This is a genomic window from Actinoplanes hulinensis, assembly GCF_019429605.1.
GTDB classification, from domain to species: domain Bacteria; phylum Actinomycetota; class Actinomycetes; order Mycobacteriales; family Micromonosporaceae; genus Actinoplanes; species Actinoplanes campanulatus.
Window position 1 is genome coordinate 102,187 of record NZ_JAHXZI010000027.1, and the last position, 14,599, is coordinate 116,785.

General features: G+C 71.6%; 16 protein-coding genes. 8 read left to right on the forward strand and 8 right to left on the reverse strand.

Features of this window, described 5'->3' with window-relative positions:
• Positions 1 to 55 precede the first annotated feature (55 nt).
• The 3 genes from KZ829_RS37505 to KZ829_RS37515 are packed head-to-tail and all read left to right on the forward strand — an operon-like array spanning position 56 to position 1,916.
• A complete protein-coding gene (locus tag KZ829_RS37505) occupies positions 56 to 556 on the forward strand; it encodes a DUF1990 domain-containing protein (RefSeq protein WP_308285828.1) in 501 nt (166 codons plus the stop codon).
• Positions 553 to 1,329, forward strand: a complete 777-nt coding sequence (locus tag KZ829_RS37510; RefSeq protein ID WP_220148577.1) for an MBL fold metallo-hydrolase — start codon at positions 553 to 555, stop codon at positions 1,327 to 1,329. The genes KZ829_RS37505 and KZ829_RS37510 overlap by 4 nt, the downstream gene beginning before the upstream one ends.
• The gene (locus KZ829_RS37515; protein ID WP_220148578.1) at positions 1,326 to 1,916 is read left to right on the forward strand and encodes a DedA family protein; all 591 of its coding nucleotides are present in this window, start codon (positions 1,326 to 1,328) and stop codon (positions 1,914 to 1,916) included. Before KZ829_RS37510 ends, KZ829_RS37515 begins: the two co-directional genes overlap by 4 nt.
• Here KZ829_RS37515 and KZ829_RS37520 read toward each other — a convergent pair.
• Positions 1,894 to 2,808 carry a serine hydrolase gene (locus KZ829_RS37520; protein ID WP_308285829.1) on the reverse strand — a complete coding sequence of 305 codons (915 nt, stop codon included), beginning with the start codon at positions 2,806 to 2,808 and terminating at the stop codon, positions 1,894 to 1,896. The genes KZ829_RS37515 and KZ829_RS37520 overlap by 23 nt on opposite strands.
• Before the next feature lie 134 nt (positions 2,809 to 2,942).
• Between KZ829_RS37520 and KZ829_RS37525 the strand changes: the two genes are divergently transcribed.
• Positions 2,943 to 3,656, forward strand: a complete 714-nt coding sequence (locus KZ829_RS37525) for a hypothetical protein (RefSeq protein WP_220148579.1) — start codon at positions 2,943 to 2,945, stop codon at positions 3,654 to 3,656.
• An 8-nt stretch (positions 3,657 to 3,664) separates the two neighbouring features.
• On the opposite strand, the gene KZ829_RS37530 is transcribed toward KZ829_RS37525, so the two are convergent.
• From KZ829_RS37530 to KZ829_RS37540, 3 genes are all read right to left on the reverse strand, one after another.
• On the reverse strand, positions 3,665 to 4,813 hold the full coding sequence (locus KZ829_RS37530) for a cytochrome P450 (protein WP_220148580.1): 1,149 nt from the start codon (positions 4,811 to 4,813) through the stop codon (positions 3,665 to 3,667).
• Between the two features lie 113 nt (positions 4,814 to 4,926).
• Positions 4,927 to 5,967 carry a S1 family peptidase gene (locus tag KZ829_RS37535; protein ID WP_220148581.1) on the reverse strand — a complete coding sequence of 347 codons (1,041 nt, stop codon included), beginning with the start codon at positions 5,965 to 5,967 and terminating at the stop codon, positions 4,927 to 4,929.
• 219 nt (positions 5,968 to 6,186) lie between these two features.
• Complete coding sequence (locus KZ829_RS37540; RefSeq protein WP_220148582.1) at positions 6,187 to 6,711, reverse strand: winged helix-turn-helix domain-containing protein; 525 nt, start codon at positions 6,709 to 6,711, stop codon at positions 6,187 to 6,189.
• Between the two features lie 192 nt (positions 6,712 to 6,903).
• On the opposite strand from KZ829_RS37540, the gene KZ829_RS37545 reads away from it, so the two are divergent.
• Positions 6,904 to 7,386: an NADPH-dependent FMN reductase gene (locus tag KZ829_RS37545; RefSeq protein WP_220148583.1), complete on the forward strand. Its 483-nt coding sequence runs from the start codon at positions 6,904 to 6,906 to the stop codon at positions 7,384 to 7,386.
• 4 nt (positions 7,387 to 7,390) lie between these two features.
• Here the strand turns inward: KZ829_RS37545 and KZ829_RS37550 are convergent, their stop codons facing one another.
• The 4 genes from KZ829_RS37550 to KZ829_RS37565 are packed head-to-tail and all read right to left on the reverse strand — an operon-like array spanning position 7,391 to position 10,498.
• Positions 7,391 to 8,020, reverse strand: a complete 630-nt coding sequence (locus KZ829_RS37550) for a response regulator transcription factor (RefSeq protein ID WP_220148584.1) — start codon at positions 8,018 to 8,020, stop codon at positions 7,391 to 7,393.
• Entirely contained in the window at positions 8,017 to 9,171 is a 1,155-nt protein-coding gene (locus KZ829_RS37555; RefSeq protein ID WP_220148585.1) for a sensor histidine kinase, read from the reverse strand. Before KZ829_RS37555 ends, KZ829_RS37550 begins: the two co-directional genes overlap by 4 nt.
• A gap of 5 nt (positions 9,172 to 9,176) precedes the next feature.
• On the reverse strand, positions 9,177 to 9,602 hold the full coding sequence (locus KZ829_RS37560) for an ABA4-like family protein (protein ID WP_220148586.1): 426 nt from the start codon (positions 9,600 to 9,602) through the stop codon (positions 9,177 to 9,179).
• Positions 9,599 to 10,498, reverse strand: a complete 900-nt coding sequence (locus KZ829_RS37565) for a hypothetical protein (RefSeq protein ID WP_220148587.1) — start codon at positions 10,496 to 10,498, stop codon at positions 9,599 to 9,601. Before KZ829_RS37565 ends, KZ829_RS37560 begins: the two co-directional genes overlap by 4 nt.
• A gap of 111 nt (positions 10,499 to 10,609) precedes the next feature.
• Between KZ829_RS37565 and KZ829_RS37570 the strand changes: the two genes are divergently transcribed.
• From KZ829_RS37570 to KZ829_RS37580, 3 genes are all read left to right on the forward strand, one after another.
• Positions 10,610 to 12,037: a hypothetical protein gene (locus KZ829_RS37570; protein WP_308285831.1), complete on the forward strand. Its 1,428-nt coding sequence runs from the start codon at positions 10,610 to 10,612 to the stop codon at positions 12,035 to 12,037.
• Positions 12,034 to 12,579 (forward strand): nucleotidyltransferase family protein, encoded by a 546-nt coding sequence (locus KZ829_RS37575; protein ID WP_308285832.1) that lies wholly within the window; start codon positions 12,034 to 12,036, stop codon positions 12,577 to 12,579. The genes KZ829_RS37570 and KZ829_RS37575 overlap by 4 nt, the downstream gene beginning before the upstream one ends.
• 193 nt (positions 12,580 to 12,772) lie before the next feature.
• On the forward strand, positions 12,773 to 13,576 hold the full coding sequence (locus KZ829_RS37580) for a pectate lyase (RefSeq protein WP_308285833.1): 804 nt from the start codon (positions 12,773 to 12,775) through the stop codon (positions 13,574 to 13,576).
• Positions 13,577 to 14,599 lie beyond the last annotated feature (1,023 nt).

The following is a 14,599-nucleotide window of genomic DNA, read 5'->3' on the forward strand; positions in this document are numbered from 1 at the left end:
GCGACTCGACGGCCACTCCGGGCCACGGAAGGCCGAGGAAGGGCACACTGCACGGGTGACCGAACTGACCTACCCGCATGTCGGGTTCACCCGGACCGGGCGCCTCCCGTCCGGCTACCGGCATCTGCGCTACCGCACCCGGATCGGGACCGGCGAGGAGGTGCTGCGCCGGGCCGGTGAGGCGATCCTGAGCTTCCGCATGCACCGGGCCATCGGGACGCGGATCACGGCGGAGGTGGACCGGGCCGCCACCGGGGTGCCGCTGACCGTCGGGATCGGGCCGCTGCGGGCGCCCTGCGAGGTGGTCTGGACGGTCGAGGAGGACGATCGGATCGGGTTCGCCTACGGCACCCGGCCCGGGCATCCGGCGACCGGCGAGGAGGCGTTCCTGGCCGAACTGGACGAGCACGGCGAGGTGTGGTTCACGGTGACCGCGTTCTCCCGTCCGGCGAGCACGTTCATGCGGCTGGCCGGGCCGTTCGCGGTGGGATTCCAGCACGCCTACGCGCGGCTGTGCGGCTCGGCGGTGCGCCGCCTGGGTACCGTAGGGCGGTGAGCACGACCGAGGTCACCTGGTGGGGGCACAGCACGGTGTGGCTCGCCGATTCCGGCACGACCCTGCTGACCGATCCGGTGCTCACCGGCCGCCTCGCCCATCTGCGGCGGATGGCCGGCCCGTCGCCGCGACTGCCCGGCGCGCCGGACGCGGTCCTGCTCTCCCACCTGCACGCCGATCACTTCCACGTCGGATCGCTCCGCGCCGTACCGGGAAAGCCGCTCCTGATCGTGCCCCGCGGAGCCGCCGCCTTCACGGCGAGGGTGATGGGCGCGGAGGCCGGGAATCGGTGTGTCGAGCTGGCGCCCGGTGAGTCGACCGTGGTCGGCGGCGTGCGGGTCCGGGCCGTTCCGGCGCGGCACGACGGCGGCCGTGGCCCGTGGTCGAGGGACCGGGCGATCGCGATCGGCTTCGTCGTGGAGGGCGCCGCGCGGACGTGGTTCGCGGGCGACACCGGCCTGTTCGACGGGATGCACGAGCTGGGCCCGCTGGATCTGGCGCTGGTCCCGGTCGGCGGCTGGGGTCCGACCCTGGGCTCGCACGGGCATCTGGACGCGGCCGACGGTGCCGAGGCGCTGCGCCGGGTGAAGGCGTCGTGGGCGGTGCCGGTGCACTACGGCACGCTGTGGCCGATCGGGATGGGCCGGGTGCGGCGGCACATGTTCGACGGGCCGGGCGAGAGGTTCGCCGAGCACGCCGCCCGGGTGGCGCCGGAGAGCCGGGTCCGGGTGCTGGCCCACGGCGAGAGTCTCAGCCTGGAGCCGGCCACGTGATCAACACGCTGGGAGCGCTCGGCTGGCTGTTCCTGGTGGTCGCGTTCGGGGCGATCGTGCCCGTGGTGCCGACCGGGGCGGCGGTCAGCAGCGCCGCGGCGTACGCGTTGCACGAGTACCCGTACGCCATCGGTCTGGTGGTCGCGGCCGGCGCCGCCGGCGCCTACACCGGCGACCTGGTGATGTACGCGATGTGCCGGTACGGCGGCGAGCAGCTGGCCCGCCGGCTGCACTGGCTCAACGACGAGGAGCGGCTCAACGCGGTCCGGGCCCGGTTGCAGCGCAGGCAGGTCACGGTGCTGCTGGTGTCCCGGCTGATCCCGGGCGGGCGGGTGCCGGTGCTGCTGGCGGCCGCCTTCGCCGGGGTGTCGTGGCGCACCTTCGTGATCGCCAACCTGCCCGCCTGCGTGCTGTGGTCGCTGGTCTACTCCACGATCGGGCTGCTCGGGGCGTCGATCTTCCCCGAGCCATGGCAGGGTGTGCTCGCCGCGATCGTGGTGATCCTGGTGGTGAACCAGTCGATCACCTGGATCTCGCGGTGGTGGGGGCGGCGGGCGGCGCGCGCTAGTACTTCAAGTACGTCCTAGTCATCTTGCCGACCTTCTCGACCAGCGCCATCCCGCCGTTCATGGTCTTGTTGGTGTGCGACAGGACGGCGATCGACACGTCGGTCTCGTCCCCGGTGACCTGGCCGACGGTGTTGATGATCCACAGGTTGCTCTCGGTGGAACGCGGGAGCCAGCCGTTCTTGACGGTGGCGTCCTCGCCGGTCTTCGCCACCGCGGGCACACCCCAGTCCTGGTCCGGGGAGACCGTGCTCATCAGCTTGTGCGCGTAGGTGCGGGACGCCTCGGACAGCTCGCTCTCGTCGTCGACCAGTTGGTCCAGCAGTTTCACCTGGTCCTTGACGGTGGTCCGGGTGAGGCCCCAGGAGCTGTTGACCTTGGTCTGGGTGAGGCCGAGACGCTTGTTGCAGGCGGTCAGCCCGGTGTACCGCCCGATCTTGCCGAACAGCGAGGTGGTGGACGCGTTGTCGCTGTACCGGATCATCTTGTCGGCCAGTGACTTCTCGCTGGTGGTCAGCTTGCGGCCGTCGTCCTGGGCGGTGAGCAGCAGGCAGGCGAGCACCTGCACCTTCACCACGCTGGCGGTCTCGTACTTCTCCTCGCCGCGGAACGCGTACGTCTGCCCGGTCTTGCGGTCGAAGACGGCGACCGAGAACTCCGGTTTGCCGGAGGCATACGCCTTGAGGGCAGCGTCGAGCGCTTTGACCCGTTTGGCCCGCTCGATGGCGGCCAGTTCCTCGGGGGTGGGGCCGGTCGGCGTGGGCGAAGCCTTCGGGGCGTCCTGGAACGAGCCGGCGAGCGGGCCGGTCCCGCCGCCCTCGCCGTCGCCCAGCATGCCCTTCGCCACCAGGACGGATCCCCCCAGAATGCCGGCGGCGGCCACCATCAGAATCAGATTTCGGGTACGTCGCACCCATGCATACTGCCGTGCCGGTGCCCTCTGTGGCTCACCGGAATCCTGTGGATTCCCGACTTTCGACGCTCGGCTTCCATACCGGTACAGTCCGTCACGGTTTAGCGGGTGCGCCCGCGGCGCACAATGGAGGCATGGTCTCTCTCGTGTCCTCCGCCGTCCAGGCGACCGTGGCAGCCGCCGGCAAAGTGATCGAGACAGCGGCCACGGCCGCGACCATCCCGGTGCGGGCGATCGGTCTGATCGGCCAGACCGAGCTGTTGATCAACCGGATGACCCTGGCCGTCGCCCAGGCCGAGGACCTGATCAAGCGGGTGACCGCGGTGGCCGCCGCGGCCGAGCAGACGGTGGCCGAGGCGCGGGCCCTCACCACCGCGGCGACCCTGGCCGTGGACGAGGCGGCGACGGTCGCGACCACCGCCGGCGACCTGATCCGGCGAGTGTCGGTGACCGCCGAGGCGGCGGGCATGGTGGTCGGCGACGCGGCCACCGCCCTGGGCGAGGTCAGCGCCATCGCGACCCGGGCGAAGTCCGTCGCGGGCGAGGTCGAGGTGCTCGTCGGCGACTACTCCCCCACGCTGCGTGACGCCGCCCCGCTGGCCGCCCATTTCGTCGCCGAGCTGACGCCGGACGAGGTGACCGCCGCGATCCGGATGATCGACGAGTTCCCGGCCCTCCAACGGCACCTGGTCCACGACGTGATGCCGCTGCTCGGCAAGCTCGACCAGGTCGGGCCGGACCTGCACAAGCTGCTCGAGGTGACCGAGGACCTGCACCTCGCCATCGCCGGGCTGCCCGGCCTCAAGATGCTGCGCCGCCGCGGCGAGGAGCGGGCCCACGACGCCTAGAAACCGGTCTACACAGCCAGGATCATTCCCTTCAATTCATAGGAGGCGATGTCCGGCCGGATCGCCACGGTCGGCTCCTGGATCATCCGCAGGCCCGGCATGGCGAAGAGCTTGCTGAGGAAGATGTCGGTCTCCTGGATGGCGATGTGGGCGCCGGGGCACTTGTGGGCGCCGTCGCCGAAGGAGAGACCGGCCCCGATCTGCCGTCCCGGGCACACCGCGCCCGGCTGCTCACCGGCCTCGGTGGCGTCCAGGTTCGCCGCGGCCACGCCGACGTCGACGCGCGCCCCGGACGGGATGGTGACGCCGCCGACCTCGACGTCGGCCGTGGTCCACCGCAGCAGGTCGGCGACCACCGGTTCGAGCCGGAGGATCTCGTGCAGGATCGCGGCCCGCTCGTTCTGGTCGCCGGTGGTGTAGCGCTCGCGCAGCGTCTCGTCGGTGAGCAGGTGCCAGGCCGCGACGGTGATGAACTCGCGGGTGGTGACCATGCCGGCGGCCGCGAAGGTGACGCACTCGCCGAGGATCTCGGCGGTGTTGCAGCCCTCGTCGATCAGGTGCGAGATGAGGTCGTCGCGGCGGGACCTGCGGCGGGCGGCGACGGCCGGGCGGACGTCGCGCCAGAGGAACGACATCAGGACGAAGTTGTTGAAGGCCTTCTGCCGGACGGCGGACAGCCCGCGCGCGTTCGGGTCGGGGATGGCGAAGAACCGGTCGAGCCGCTGGGGCATCCCGGGCGGGCTCTCGGTGAGGCCGACGACCTCGGCGGCGACGGCGACGGCGAGCTGGAAGGAGAGCGCCGACAGGTCGGCGGCGCCGCGCCGCCGAAGCACCTCGCACTGTTGGTCGGCGAGACGGTGCATCAGATCCCGGTACGCCGACTCGACCCGTTTCGGGGTGAAGTACCGGGCGGTCTGCCGGCGCTGTTCCCGGTGTTCCGGCCCGTCCCGGTAAAGCATCGGAAGCCGCATCCGGCCGGCGTGACGCAGCGCGTTCTCGATGCCGAGCCCCGCCTGCCGGGTGTCGGTGTGCCGCAGGAACGCCCGGGCCGTGGGGTAGTCCTGGATGTGCCAGACGCCGTCGGCGCCGGCCCGAACCGGACAGCCCGGCGCCCGGTCGCCCCGGTCCACCTTGCGGTTGTTGTCGACTGTGGTCATCCATGAATTGTGATACATGACACCCGCCCCCGATCAGGTGATCGGAGGCGGGCGCCCGTTCCGGCCCGGCTCTGTTCGGAGAGCGAACGGTCGCTTCACGCCGGGCCGTGGGATCAGAAGACCGAGACCCCGTACGCGCTGAGGGCCTCGACCACCGGCTGGAAGTAGGTCACGCCACCGCTGGTGCAGTTGCCACTGCCGCCCGAGGTGAGACCGTGCGCGGTGGAGCCGGAGTACAGCGAGCCACCACTGTCACCGGGCTGCGCGCAGACGGTGGTGCGGATGAGCCCGGACACCGAGCCCTCGGCGTAGTTCACCGTGCTGTTGAGCGCGGTGACCCGGCCGGAGCGGGTGCCGGTGGTGGAGCCACGGCGGTAGACGGTGGCGCCGACCGCCGGGGTGGCGGCCGAGGTGATGTCGATCGAGGTGCCGACGCCGCCGGTCTTGGTGATCGTCGTGTTGGTGTAGCGGACGATGCCGTAGTCGTTGCCGGGGAAGCTGCTGCCGGCGGTGGTGCCGAGCGTCACCGAGCCGTTGTTCCAGGACGTCGTGCCACGGGTGCAGTGGCCGGCGGTGAGGAAGTAGTTCGTGCCGGCGCTGTTGCGCACGTTGAATCCGAGCGAGCAGCGGCCGCCGCCGGAGTAGATGGCGTCGCCACCGGAGATCTTGATGGTCATCTTGCCCGGGACGGACTCGATGCGGGCGGCGTCACCGAGCTTCGCGACGGTGGCCTGGACGGCGGCCAGCTTGGCGCCGGTAACCGTCTCGTCGATGCTGACGATGACCTGGTTGCTGACCGGGTCGATGGCGAACGCCGTACCGGGGGTCTTGAGGTTGACTTTCAGGCTCTCGTCGGCGGCCGCCAGGGTGGCGCCGCTGCGGGCCACGTAGCGGGCGGTCGCGCCGGCCGCGGTCACCTCGGCGGCGGTCGCCGCGTCGGTCACGTTGACCACGATCTTGCCGGAGGCGTCGATGTATGAGCCGGCGTCGCGGGCGCCCAGACGGGCGTCGAGGCCGGAGGCCAGAGCGGAGGGGGCGAAGGACGGGTCACCGGCAACCGGGGCGGCCGTCGCGGGTGAGGCGGCGAGTCCACTGGCGACGAGGATGCCCGCGGCCAGGCCGACGATCGGCCGGCGCAGCTTGGGGTTGAGCACGGTTCCTCCCTGGGGGAACGGGGGTGGCACGCCGGTCCGGCGCGCCCGTGCTCGCAAGTATTTAAATTGATCTATCTAATTGCAAGAACTGTGAACGATCACCGATTGCCGGCCAACGGCACTCTGACCAGGTAAAACGATCGCGTCATACCGCGGGCCTATAACCCTTTCGGGATGAACGTCGTTGACCGGCACGGCACCTACATCGACACACGGGCGTCACCCGTGGTCGACGACGGTGATCCCGGCGTCGTCGGCGAGGCGGTAGCCCAGGCCGTACACCGTGGTGATCAGCTCCGGGTCGTCGAGCTTGGTGCGCAGCCGGCTGACGTGCACGTCGACCGTGCGGTTGGTGGTGTGCCGGTGACCCCAGACGTGGGTCAGCAACTGGGCACGGCTGAACACCTGACGGGGGTGCCGGGCCAGGAAGAGCAGCAGGTCGTACTCCAGTCGGCTGAGCTCGAGCGGACGGCCGCCGCGGAACGCGGTACGCGCGAGGGGGTCGAGCCGGAGCCCGCCGGCGGGCACGGCGACCGGCTCATCCACCTCCACCGCGGAGGCCGCGTGCACCAGCTCCCGCAGCGCGGCGAGCACCCGCTCCCGGCCACCGGCACCGCCCGCGATGCTGATCGTCACGGTCACCGGCTCGTCGGCGCCGGCCACCGGCGGCGGGTCGGGCACCGGACGGAGCAGGACCGGGCGGGAGTACGTGGCGTGCGGATGTGCGACGGCGAGAGCTGACATGACTGTCTCCTTCCCAGGGGGAGCACCTCCCGATTGCGAGTGGCGCTCCGCAAGGATACATTTCCTATCTGTTAGATAGGCATCCGGGCAAGCAGTGTCGGGCGTCATATTCGCCATGGTGAAATTCTCCTACTAATTCTCTAGGATATGTGGGAGCCTCGTGCAGGCCAGATTCGAGAGAGGTGCACCGACATGACGGGAATCGTGGTGATCTCCGGCAACCCCCGGGCCGGGTCCCGCACGTCCACATTGGCCATTGCGGTCGGTGAGGCGATCGCCGGGCAGCTCGGATCGCCCCAGCCGCACGTGATCGAGGTCGGCTCGCTCGGCGCCGGCCTGCTCACCCCGGGCGACGAGGCGACGAAGGCGGCACTCGCGGTGATCTCCGAGGCGAACCTCCTGGTCGTCGCGACACCCACCTACAAGGGCAGCTACACCGGAGTGCTCAAGGTGCTGCTCGACCAGCTGCCGGCGCAGGCGCTGGCCGGGAAGCTGAGCGTCCCGGTGGTGACCGCCGGCGTCGCGCCGCAGGCCGCCGCGGCCGAGGCCGTCCTGCGACAGCTGCTGGTCGAGCTCGGCGCCATCGTGGTCCGGCCGGGCCTGCCGGTGCTGGAGGCCGACCTGGCCGAGTCCGCCGTGATCGCTCAGAAGTACGCGGCCGCGCTGGACTGGTGACCCATCAGGACCGGTGGGCGAGCAGCGCCAGGCGCACCCGGTTCGGGCTCCCGGTCTTGGTCATCAGCGCGGTGATGTGGGTCTTCACCGTGGTCACCCCGATGTGCATGCGCTCGGCGATCTCGGTGTTGCTCAGACCCTCGCCGACCAGGCCGAGCACCTCCTCCTCGCGGGCGGTCAGGCCGGCCGTCCGGGGGCGGGGCGCCTCCGGACGGGCGTCGACCGCGCGGCGCACCAGCCGCCGCAGCACCTCGCCGCTGAACGGGCTCTCCCCGGCGGCCACCTGCCGGATCCCGTTCAGCAGCTCGTCCGGCGGGGCGTCCTTGAGCAGGAAACCGCAGGCACCGGCCTGGAGAGCCGGGTAGAGGTGGTCGTCGTCGCCGAAGGTGGTCAGCACCAGGACCCGGGCCGCCGGCCGGGCGCCGATGATCCGGCTGGTGGCGGTGATCCCGTCGACACCGGGCATGCGCAGGTCCATGACGATCACGTCGGGCAGCAGGCGGGCGGCCAGCTCGACCGCCTGCCGGCCGTCCCCGCCCTCGCCGACCACCTCGATGCCGTCCGCCGCGTCGCACAGCATCCGCAGCCCCGCCCGGACCAGCTGCTGATCGTCCACCAACAACACCCGGATCATGACGCCTCCCCGGGCAGCACCGTACCCACCCGCCAGCCGTGCCCGGCCGGCCCGGCCGTCAGCACGCCGCCGAGCACCTCGACCCGCTCCCGCATCCCGGTCAGGCCGTGCCCACCGCCGGGCGGCGTCTCCGGCCGCGCGACCCGGGCGCCACCGTCGTCGGTGACCTCCCAGTCCACATCGGCGCCGGACACCGACACCCGCAGCCGGGCGGTGGCCGACGGGCCGGCGTGCTTGGCGACGTTGGTGAGCGCCTCCTGAGTGAGCCGGAGCACGGCGAGACCGCGGACCGCGTCCAGGCCGCCGACCGCCGGGTCGATCTCCGCCTCCACGATCACCCCGGCCCGGCGGGCCGTCTCCACGGCGCCGTCCAGCGCGGCGGGCAGGGCGGACGGCTCGATCGCGGTCAGGGCGGCGTCTCCCCGTACGCCATCGGGGTCTCGCAGCACCGCGACCAGCCGCCGCAGATCCGCCAAGGCCGCCGTCCCGGTCCGATGGACGTCGTCGAAGACGGCGGCCGTCTCCGGGCCGATCCCGGGCAGCACGTGGCGCGCCACCCCGACCCGCAGCACCATCGACGCGACGTGATGGGCCACCACGTCGTGCAGCTCCCGGGCGATGGCGCTGCGCTCGTCGGCGCGGGCGGCCCGCTGCTCCGACTCGGCCCGGCGCATCGCCTGCACGGCCAGCTGCTGGTTGGTCCGCCCGACCGTGCCGAGCAGCACCGGCAGGCCCAGGTTGGCGGCCAGGCCGACGATCGCCTCGGTCACCGAGTCGCCCGACCCGGGCAGCCCGAAGATCAGATAGACGGCGGCCACCGCCCCGGCGCCCACTCCGACCCAGGCGAACCGCGGCGCCCAGAAGGCCAGCTCACCGAGCGCCCACGCGGTGCCGACCTGGTTGATCGTCGCGTCGTCGAGAATGCTCAACGCCACCGCGAACAGCACGGTCTGCACCGCCAGGTTGACCGGCTGCCGGTTGTGCAGCAGCAGGCCGAGCGCGAACGCCGCGACCGCAAGGGCCCACTGCGGACCGGTCGGCGGAGTCTCCGTCCGGCAGGACACCAGCAGGTAGGACAGGCCGCTGAGCTCCAGCAGGATCATCCGCGGCAGTGTGTCGCGAACGTTGAACAGCCGACCCGCCCAGCCCATGCCGATCAGCCTAGGCGCTGCGGCCACTGCGGGCGCACCGCGAGGTAGGCGGCCAGCCCGAGCGGCCCGAGCATGATGGTGAGCAGCAGGATCGGCGCCATCACCAGCGCCGGCACGCCACGCTCCCGGCTGTCCAGGTAGGACCAACGGCCGACGAACAGGTCGAAGGCGATCATGTGGGCCCAGCCGGCGGCCGCGCCGTCCGCGGAACCGAGCAGTTCACGCACCCCGCTCAGGGTCGGGTCGCTGACCCCGGCCCACACCGCGCCGAGGTTCGACACGACCAGCACCGCGTAGATCGCCACGATCGGCAGGACGATCAGCGGGCTCCGCACGATCCGGTGCGTCCACGACCATCGCGGCAGCAGGATCATCAGTGCCCAGAACGGTACGGCCAGCAGGAACGTCAGGTCGAACAGCAACTCGGTCACGTCGTCCTCCGGACCACGGCGATGCTCGCGACGGTGGTCACCGCGGCGAGGGCGGCCAGCGCGGCCAGGGTGGGACCATCCGGTTGCAGCAGCGGTTGCGCCCGCAGCGCCTGCCAGGTCAACAACAGCACGAGTACGGCGTACGCGCACCCGAGGATCAGCATGAGACGGGCCCGCGCGCGCGGCACCCAGCCGGTCCACCGCCCCATCGCGTAGGCCAGCAGCGGCAGCGCCTGGAGGGCGTGCAGCCCGACGAAGTGGCTGATCCGCAGGTCGCCGCCGTTGGTGCTCCAGCCGGTGATCGGCATGCCCGGCCCGCCGTCCTCGACACCTACCGAGTGCGCCCCGATCGCGCCGCCGTCGGTCACCTGCGAGGTCATCAGGAAGCCGAGCGCCATGCCGAGCAGTGAGACGGCCAGGCCCAGCCGGATCGCGTAGGCGGCCACCCGGTCCGGGATCCGCTGCCGCAGCGTCACCACCCCGATCACCACCTGTGCGAAGAACAGCACCATGATCGAGGTGCCCATCGCCGACCAGAGGATCGCGTCGAACGGTGTCGCCACGTTGTAGTGGCTGGTCGTGCCGCGGGCCACCTGGGTCACGATGATCGCGAGCTCCGCCACCGCGACGCCGACGATGACGATCCCGGACCATTCGGCCGCGCGGCTGCGGCGCGGCAGGACCGCCAGCATCCAGGCCAGCGTCCAGGCGTAGAGGACGAACGAGACGGCGAACTTGAACGGCTTCAGCCAGATCGGCACGCCGGTGAGGATCCGGTCGTCGGCGACGATCCCGACGGCCGAGACGAGAGCCAGCACCGCGGCGGCCACGGTGAGCCAGAGCAGCGGCCGGTTCCAGCGGACCGGGCTGCGCACGAGCGAATCGACGAGGGTCATGCCCTCAGGCTCGTCCCGGGAACGGCCCGGATCGCCCGACCGGCGGCCGATGTGATGGCCGCTGGTCGGAGCCCTTCTCCTACCGGGGTAGGAGGCGGTAATACTGGCGCGGTGGATCACAGCCCTGGCCTGACCGACTTCCCCGCGGACGAGAGCGGACGGCGCAGCAGCATCGCGTTCGGCCGGTCCGTCGTCGCCGACGCCCTGCGCCATGTCGACCCGGCGGCCGCCGCGGCCGCCGAGCGGGAGAGCGACTGGCGGCGCGGCTACCTCCGGCACTTCCGGGCCCTCGTGGAGACCGGTCTGGCCGCCGACGGGTCGGTCGGCTACGAGATCGCCGAGGCCGGTCTGGCGTCGGTGCAGGCCCGCGTCCGGTACCGCCGCGACGACGGCGACTTCACCCTGGCCCAGGCGCTGCTGGCGACGCCGGACCGGCCCCTGGACACGGTCGAGGTGAAGGGGTCCGGCGAGCCGGAGCGGGAGGTGGTCCTGCCGTACCGGGGTGAGCTGCTGCGCGGCGACGGGCTGCGGCGACGGCTGGACGCGTGGGTGGCCGCCGGCGTCATCGAGGAGTCATGCGCCGAGGCTGTCCGCGAGGTGGCCGGCTCCCCGGACTGGCTGGACCTCAGCGACCAGACCCTGGTCGCGCTCGGTGCCGGCACCGAGATGGGCCCGGTCGCCTCGGTGCTCGGCTGGGGCGGCACCGTCGTCGCCGTCGACCTGCCCCGCCCGCACCTGTGGGAGCGGGTCGAGGGGATCGCCGCACAGAGCGCCGGGCGGCTGCTCGCCCCGGCCGCCGGCCCCACCCCCGGGGCGGACCTGCTCCGGGACCTGGCCGCGGTGGCGCAGTGGCTGCTCGGCATCGACGGGCGGCTCGTCCTCGGCAACTACGTGTACGCGCCGGGCTCGGCGTACCCGCTGCTGGCCGCCGCCGTCGACGCGCTCGGCACCCACCTGCGGCACCACCGGCCGGACACCGCGCTCGCCTTCCTGGCCACCCCGACCGACGTCTACGCGGTCCCGGCCGACGCCGTCACCCACGCCCGCGAGCGGTACGCCGCCCGGTCCCGCCGCGCCCGTGCGACCGCCGCCCTCTCCGGTGGCCGTCTGCTGCGCCCCAACTACCCGTGCGACGTGGCCCCCGGCCTCAACGACAGCCTGGTCCCGCAGCAGGGGCCGAACTACGCGCTCGCCAAGCGCATCCACCGCTGGCGGGCCACGGTGACCCGCCGGGACGGGGTGGTGAGCTTCGCGGTGGCGCCGCCCACCCGTACCCGGTCGGTTCTCCAGAACCGTCTGCTGGCCGCCGCGTACGCCGGAGCGCACCTCTTCGACGTGGAGACGTTCGAACCGGCCACCGCGAGCCGGCTCATGGCGGTGCTCCTGGTCCACCAGCTCCGCAACCCCCGGGCGGCCTCCCCGGCGGCCTGGCAGGACGAGGCGGCCGGCGCGGCACACGGTGGACTGTGGCGGGCCGCCTACCATCCACGGACCGCGCTGCCGCTGGCCGCGGTCCGTGGCCTCGTGCCGCCCCGGTGATCGCCGGTCTGCTGCTGGCGGCCGGCGCCGGCCGCCGGTACGGCATGCCCAAGGCCCTGGTCCGGCACGGCGACCGGCTGCTCGTGCAGCACGCCGCCGGGGTGCTGCGGGCGGCCGGCTGCGACCGGGTCCTGGTGGTGCTCGGTGCGGCCGCCGACGAGGTCCGGGCGGCCGCACCGGATCTGCCTTCTACGGTGGTCAACCCGGATTGGGAGTCCGGGATGGGCTCCTCACTTCGTACCGGGCTCGGGGTTCTGGCGGAAACCGATGCGACGGCCGCCGTGGTGCTGCTCGTGGACATGCCCGGGGTCAGCGCCGAGGCGGTCCGGCGGGTGCTGGCGCACGCGTCGCCGTCCGCCCTGGCGCAGGGTGGCTACGGCGACCGTCGCGGGCATCCGGTGCTGCTCGGGCGCGACCACTGGGCCGGGGTGGCGGCGAGCGCGGTCGGGGACCGGGGCGCCCGGGACTATCTGCGCGCCCACGACGTGCTGGTGGTGCCGGTCGGGGACGTCGCGGACGACACCGACATCGACGTCAAGTGACCGCCCTGTTGCCTAAAATTACCGGCAACCTTTCCGGGCTCTCCACACACTTAGACAGTAGAAAGCAATTTTGTATCCGCATTAATGGATGGTTACTTAATTGATTTCCGGCAGTTGACAAATGACGTCGAAGCAATTCACGATGGTCGCGCTCCCATTCCCCGGGGAGCGTTTCCCCGACGAAAGGCTTCGCGTGTTCAACAATCTGCGGAAGCGGTGGCGGGCCGGCGTGGTGGCCATCGCCGCCCTCGGACTGGGGCTCGGCGCCGTGGTCTACACGCAGGGCGCCTCGGCCGCGACGTGGCCGTCCGCCACCGGCTCGGTCGCGCTCACCGCCGGCAAGTCGGTGTCCGGCACCCTGGACGGCGGCCTGAAGCGCTACTACGGCAGCGGCGCGCTCGGCACCGGTGACCAGGACGAAGGCCAGGACCCGCTGTTCATCCTGGCGGACGGGGCCACCCTGAAGAACGTCATCATCGGCTCCCCCGCCGCGGACGGCGTGCACTGCCTCGGCTCCTGCACCATCTCCAACGTGTGGTGGGAGAACGTGGGCGAGGACGCCGCCACGTTCAAGGGCGGCTCCAGCGCCAAGTACACGGTCACCGGCGGCGGCGCGAAAGGCGCCGACGACAAGGTGTTCCAGCACAATGGCGGCGGCACCCTGACGATCAGCGGTTTCACGGTCAGCGATTTCGGCAAGCTGTACCGTTCCTGCGGCAACTGCAAGACCCAGTACAAGCGGGCCGTCGTCGTGAAGAACGTGGCCGTCACCTACCCGGGTTCGAGCCTGGTCGGCATCAACTCGAACTACGGCGACACGGCCACCTTCTCCGGCATCACCATCACCGGTGACAGCAGCAAGAAAATCTCCATCTGCGTCACCTACAAGGGCAACAACACCGGCGCCGAACCCACCAAGCTGGCCACCTACAAGGGCAGCACCGGCGGCGACGGCACCTACTGCAAGTTCACCACCTCGAACATCACCTACAAGTAGGAAACGGCTCCCGCGGCCGCCACGCCGAAGCGCTCCCCCAGCGCTTTCCCCCGGCGTGAGCAGCGCGGAGCCACCGGTGAAACGGCCGGGCCCGGTGCCAGACGGGTCCGGCCTTTCCCATTTCCTTTTCGTACGGACGTGCCGAGTCCCGTGGCATCAACGCGACCCGCTGCAACTCAGGCCCGTGCCGCGCCCGCCGGGCTTTGAGCGGTCGGTCACCCTCCACAACCGCCCACCCCAAAGGCCGGCGCCCCTCTCACCCACCGCGCCCCACCCAGCCACAACACCCCTCACCCACCGCAACCCCGCACCCACCGCGACCCCGCACGCCCGCAACACCGCACGACCGAGACGCCTCTCACCCACCGCGACCCCGCAACACCGCACGACCGAGACACCTCTCACCCACCGCTACCCCGTACGCCCGCAACACCGCACGACCGAGACACCTCTCACCCACCGCGACCCCCGCACGCCCGCACGCCCGCAACACCGCACGACCGAGACACCTCTCACCCACCGCGACCCCGCACCCTGAGGCACGCCAGGCACCCATCGCGCACCTCACTGCCGTAACGCCGCTCACGCACCCGACCACTGCGGCCGCATGACCCCCGCCAGGCGCGATCTTGGACGAACGACCACCCTCAGCGGTAGGAAAACGTCCAAGATCGCGAGGGGGCGGGAGACACGGGTGGTTAACGGCTGACACCACCACCGCCCGGCGCGATCTTGGACGATCAGCCACCCCCAGCGGTCGAAAAGCGCCCAAGATCGCGGCAGGCGCGGCAGGCGAGCGGCTGACACCACCACCGCCCGGCGCGATCTTGGACGATCAGCCACCCCCAGCGGTGGGAAAACGTCCAAGATCGAGGGCGCGAGGGGCCTGTCAAGATAACGGCTCTGGCGCAGAAACGGTGGTCGGCCTATGCGAGCAGGATTCGGTGCCGTAGCAGGTCGAAACCGGCACGGCCGTACATCTGCCGTTTCAGGAACTTGACCTTGGTGTTGGCGCCCTCGATC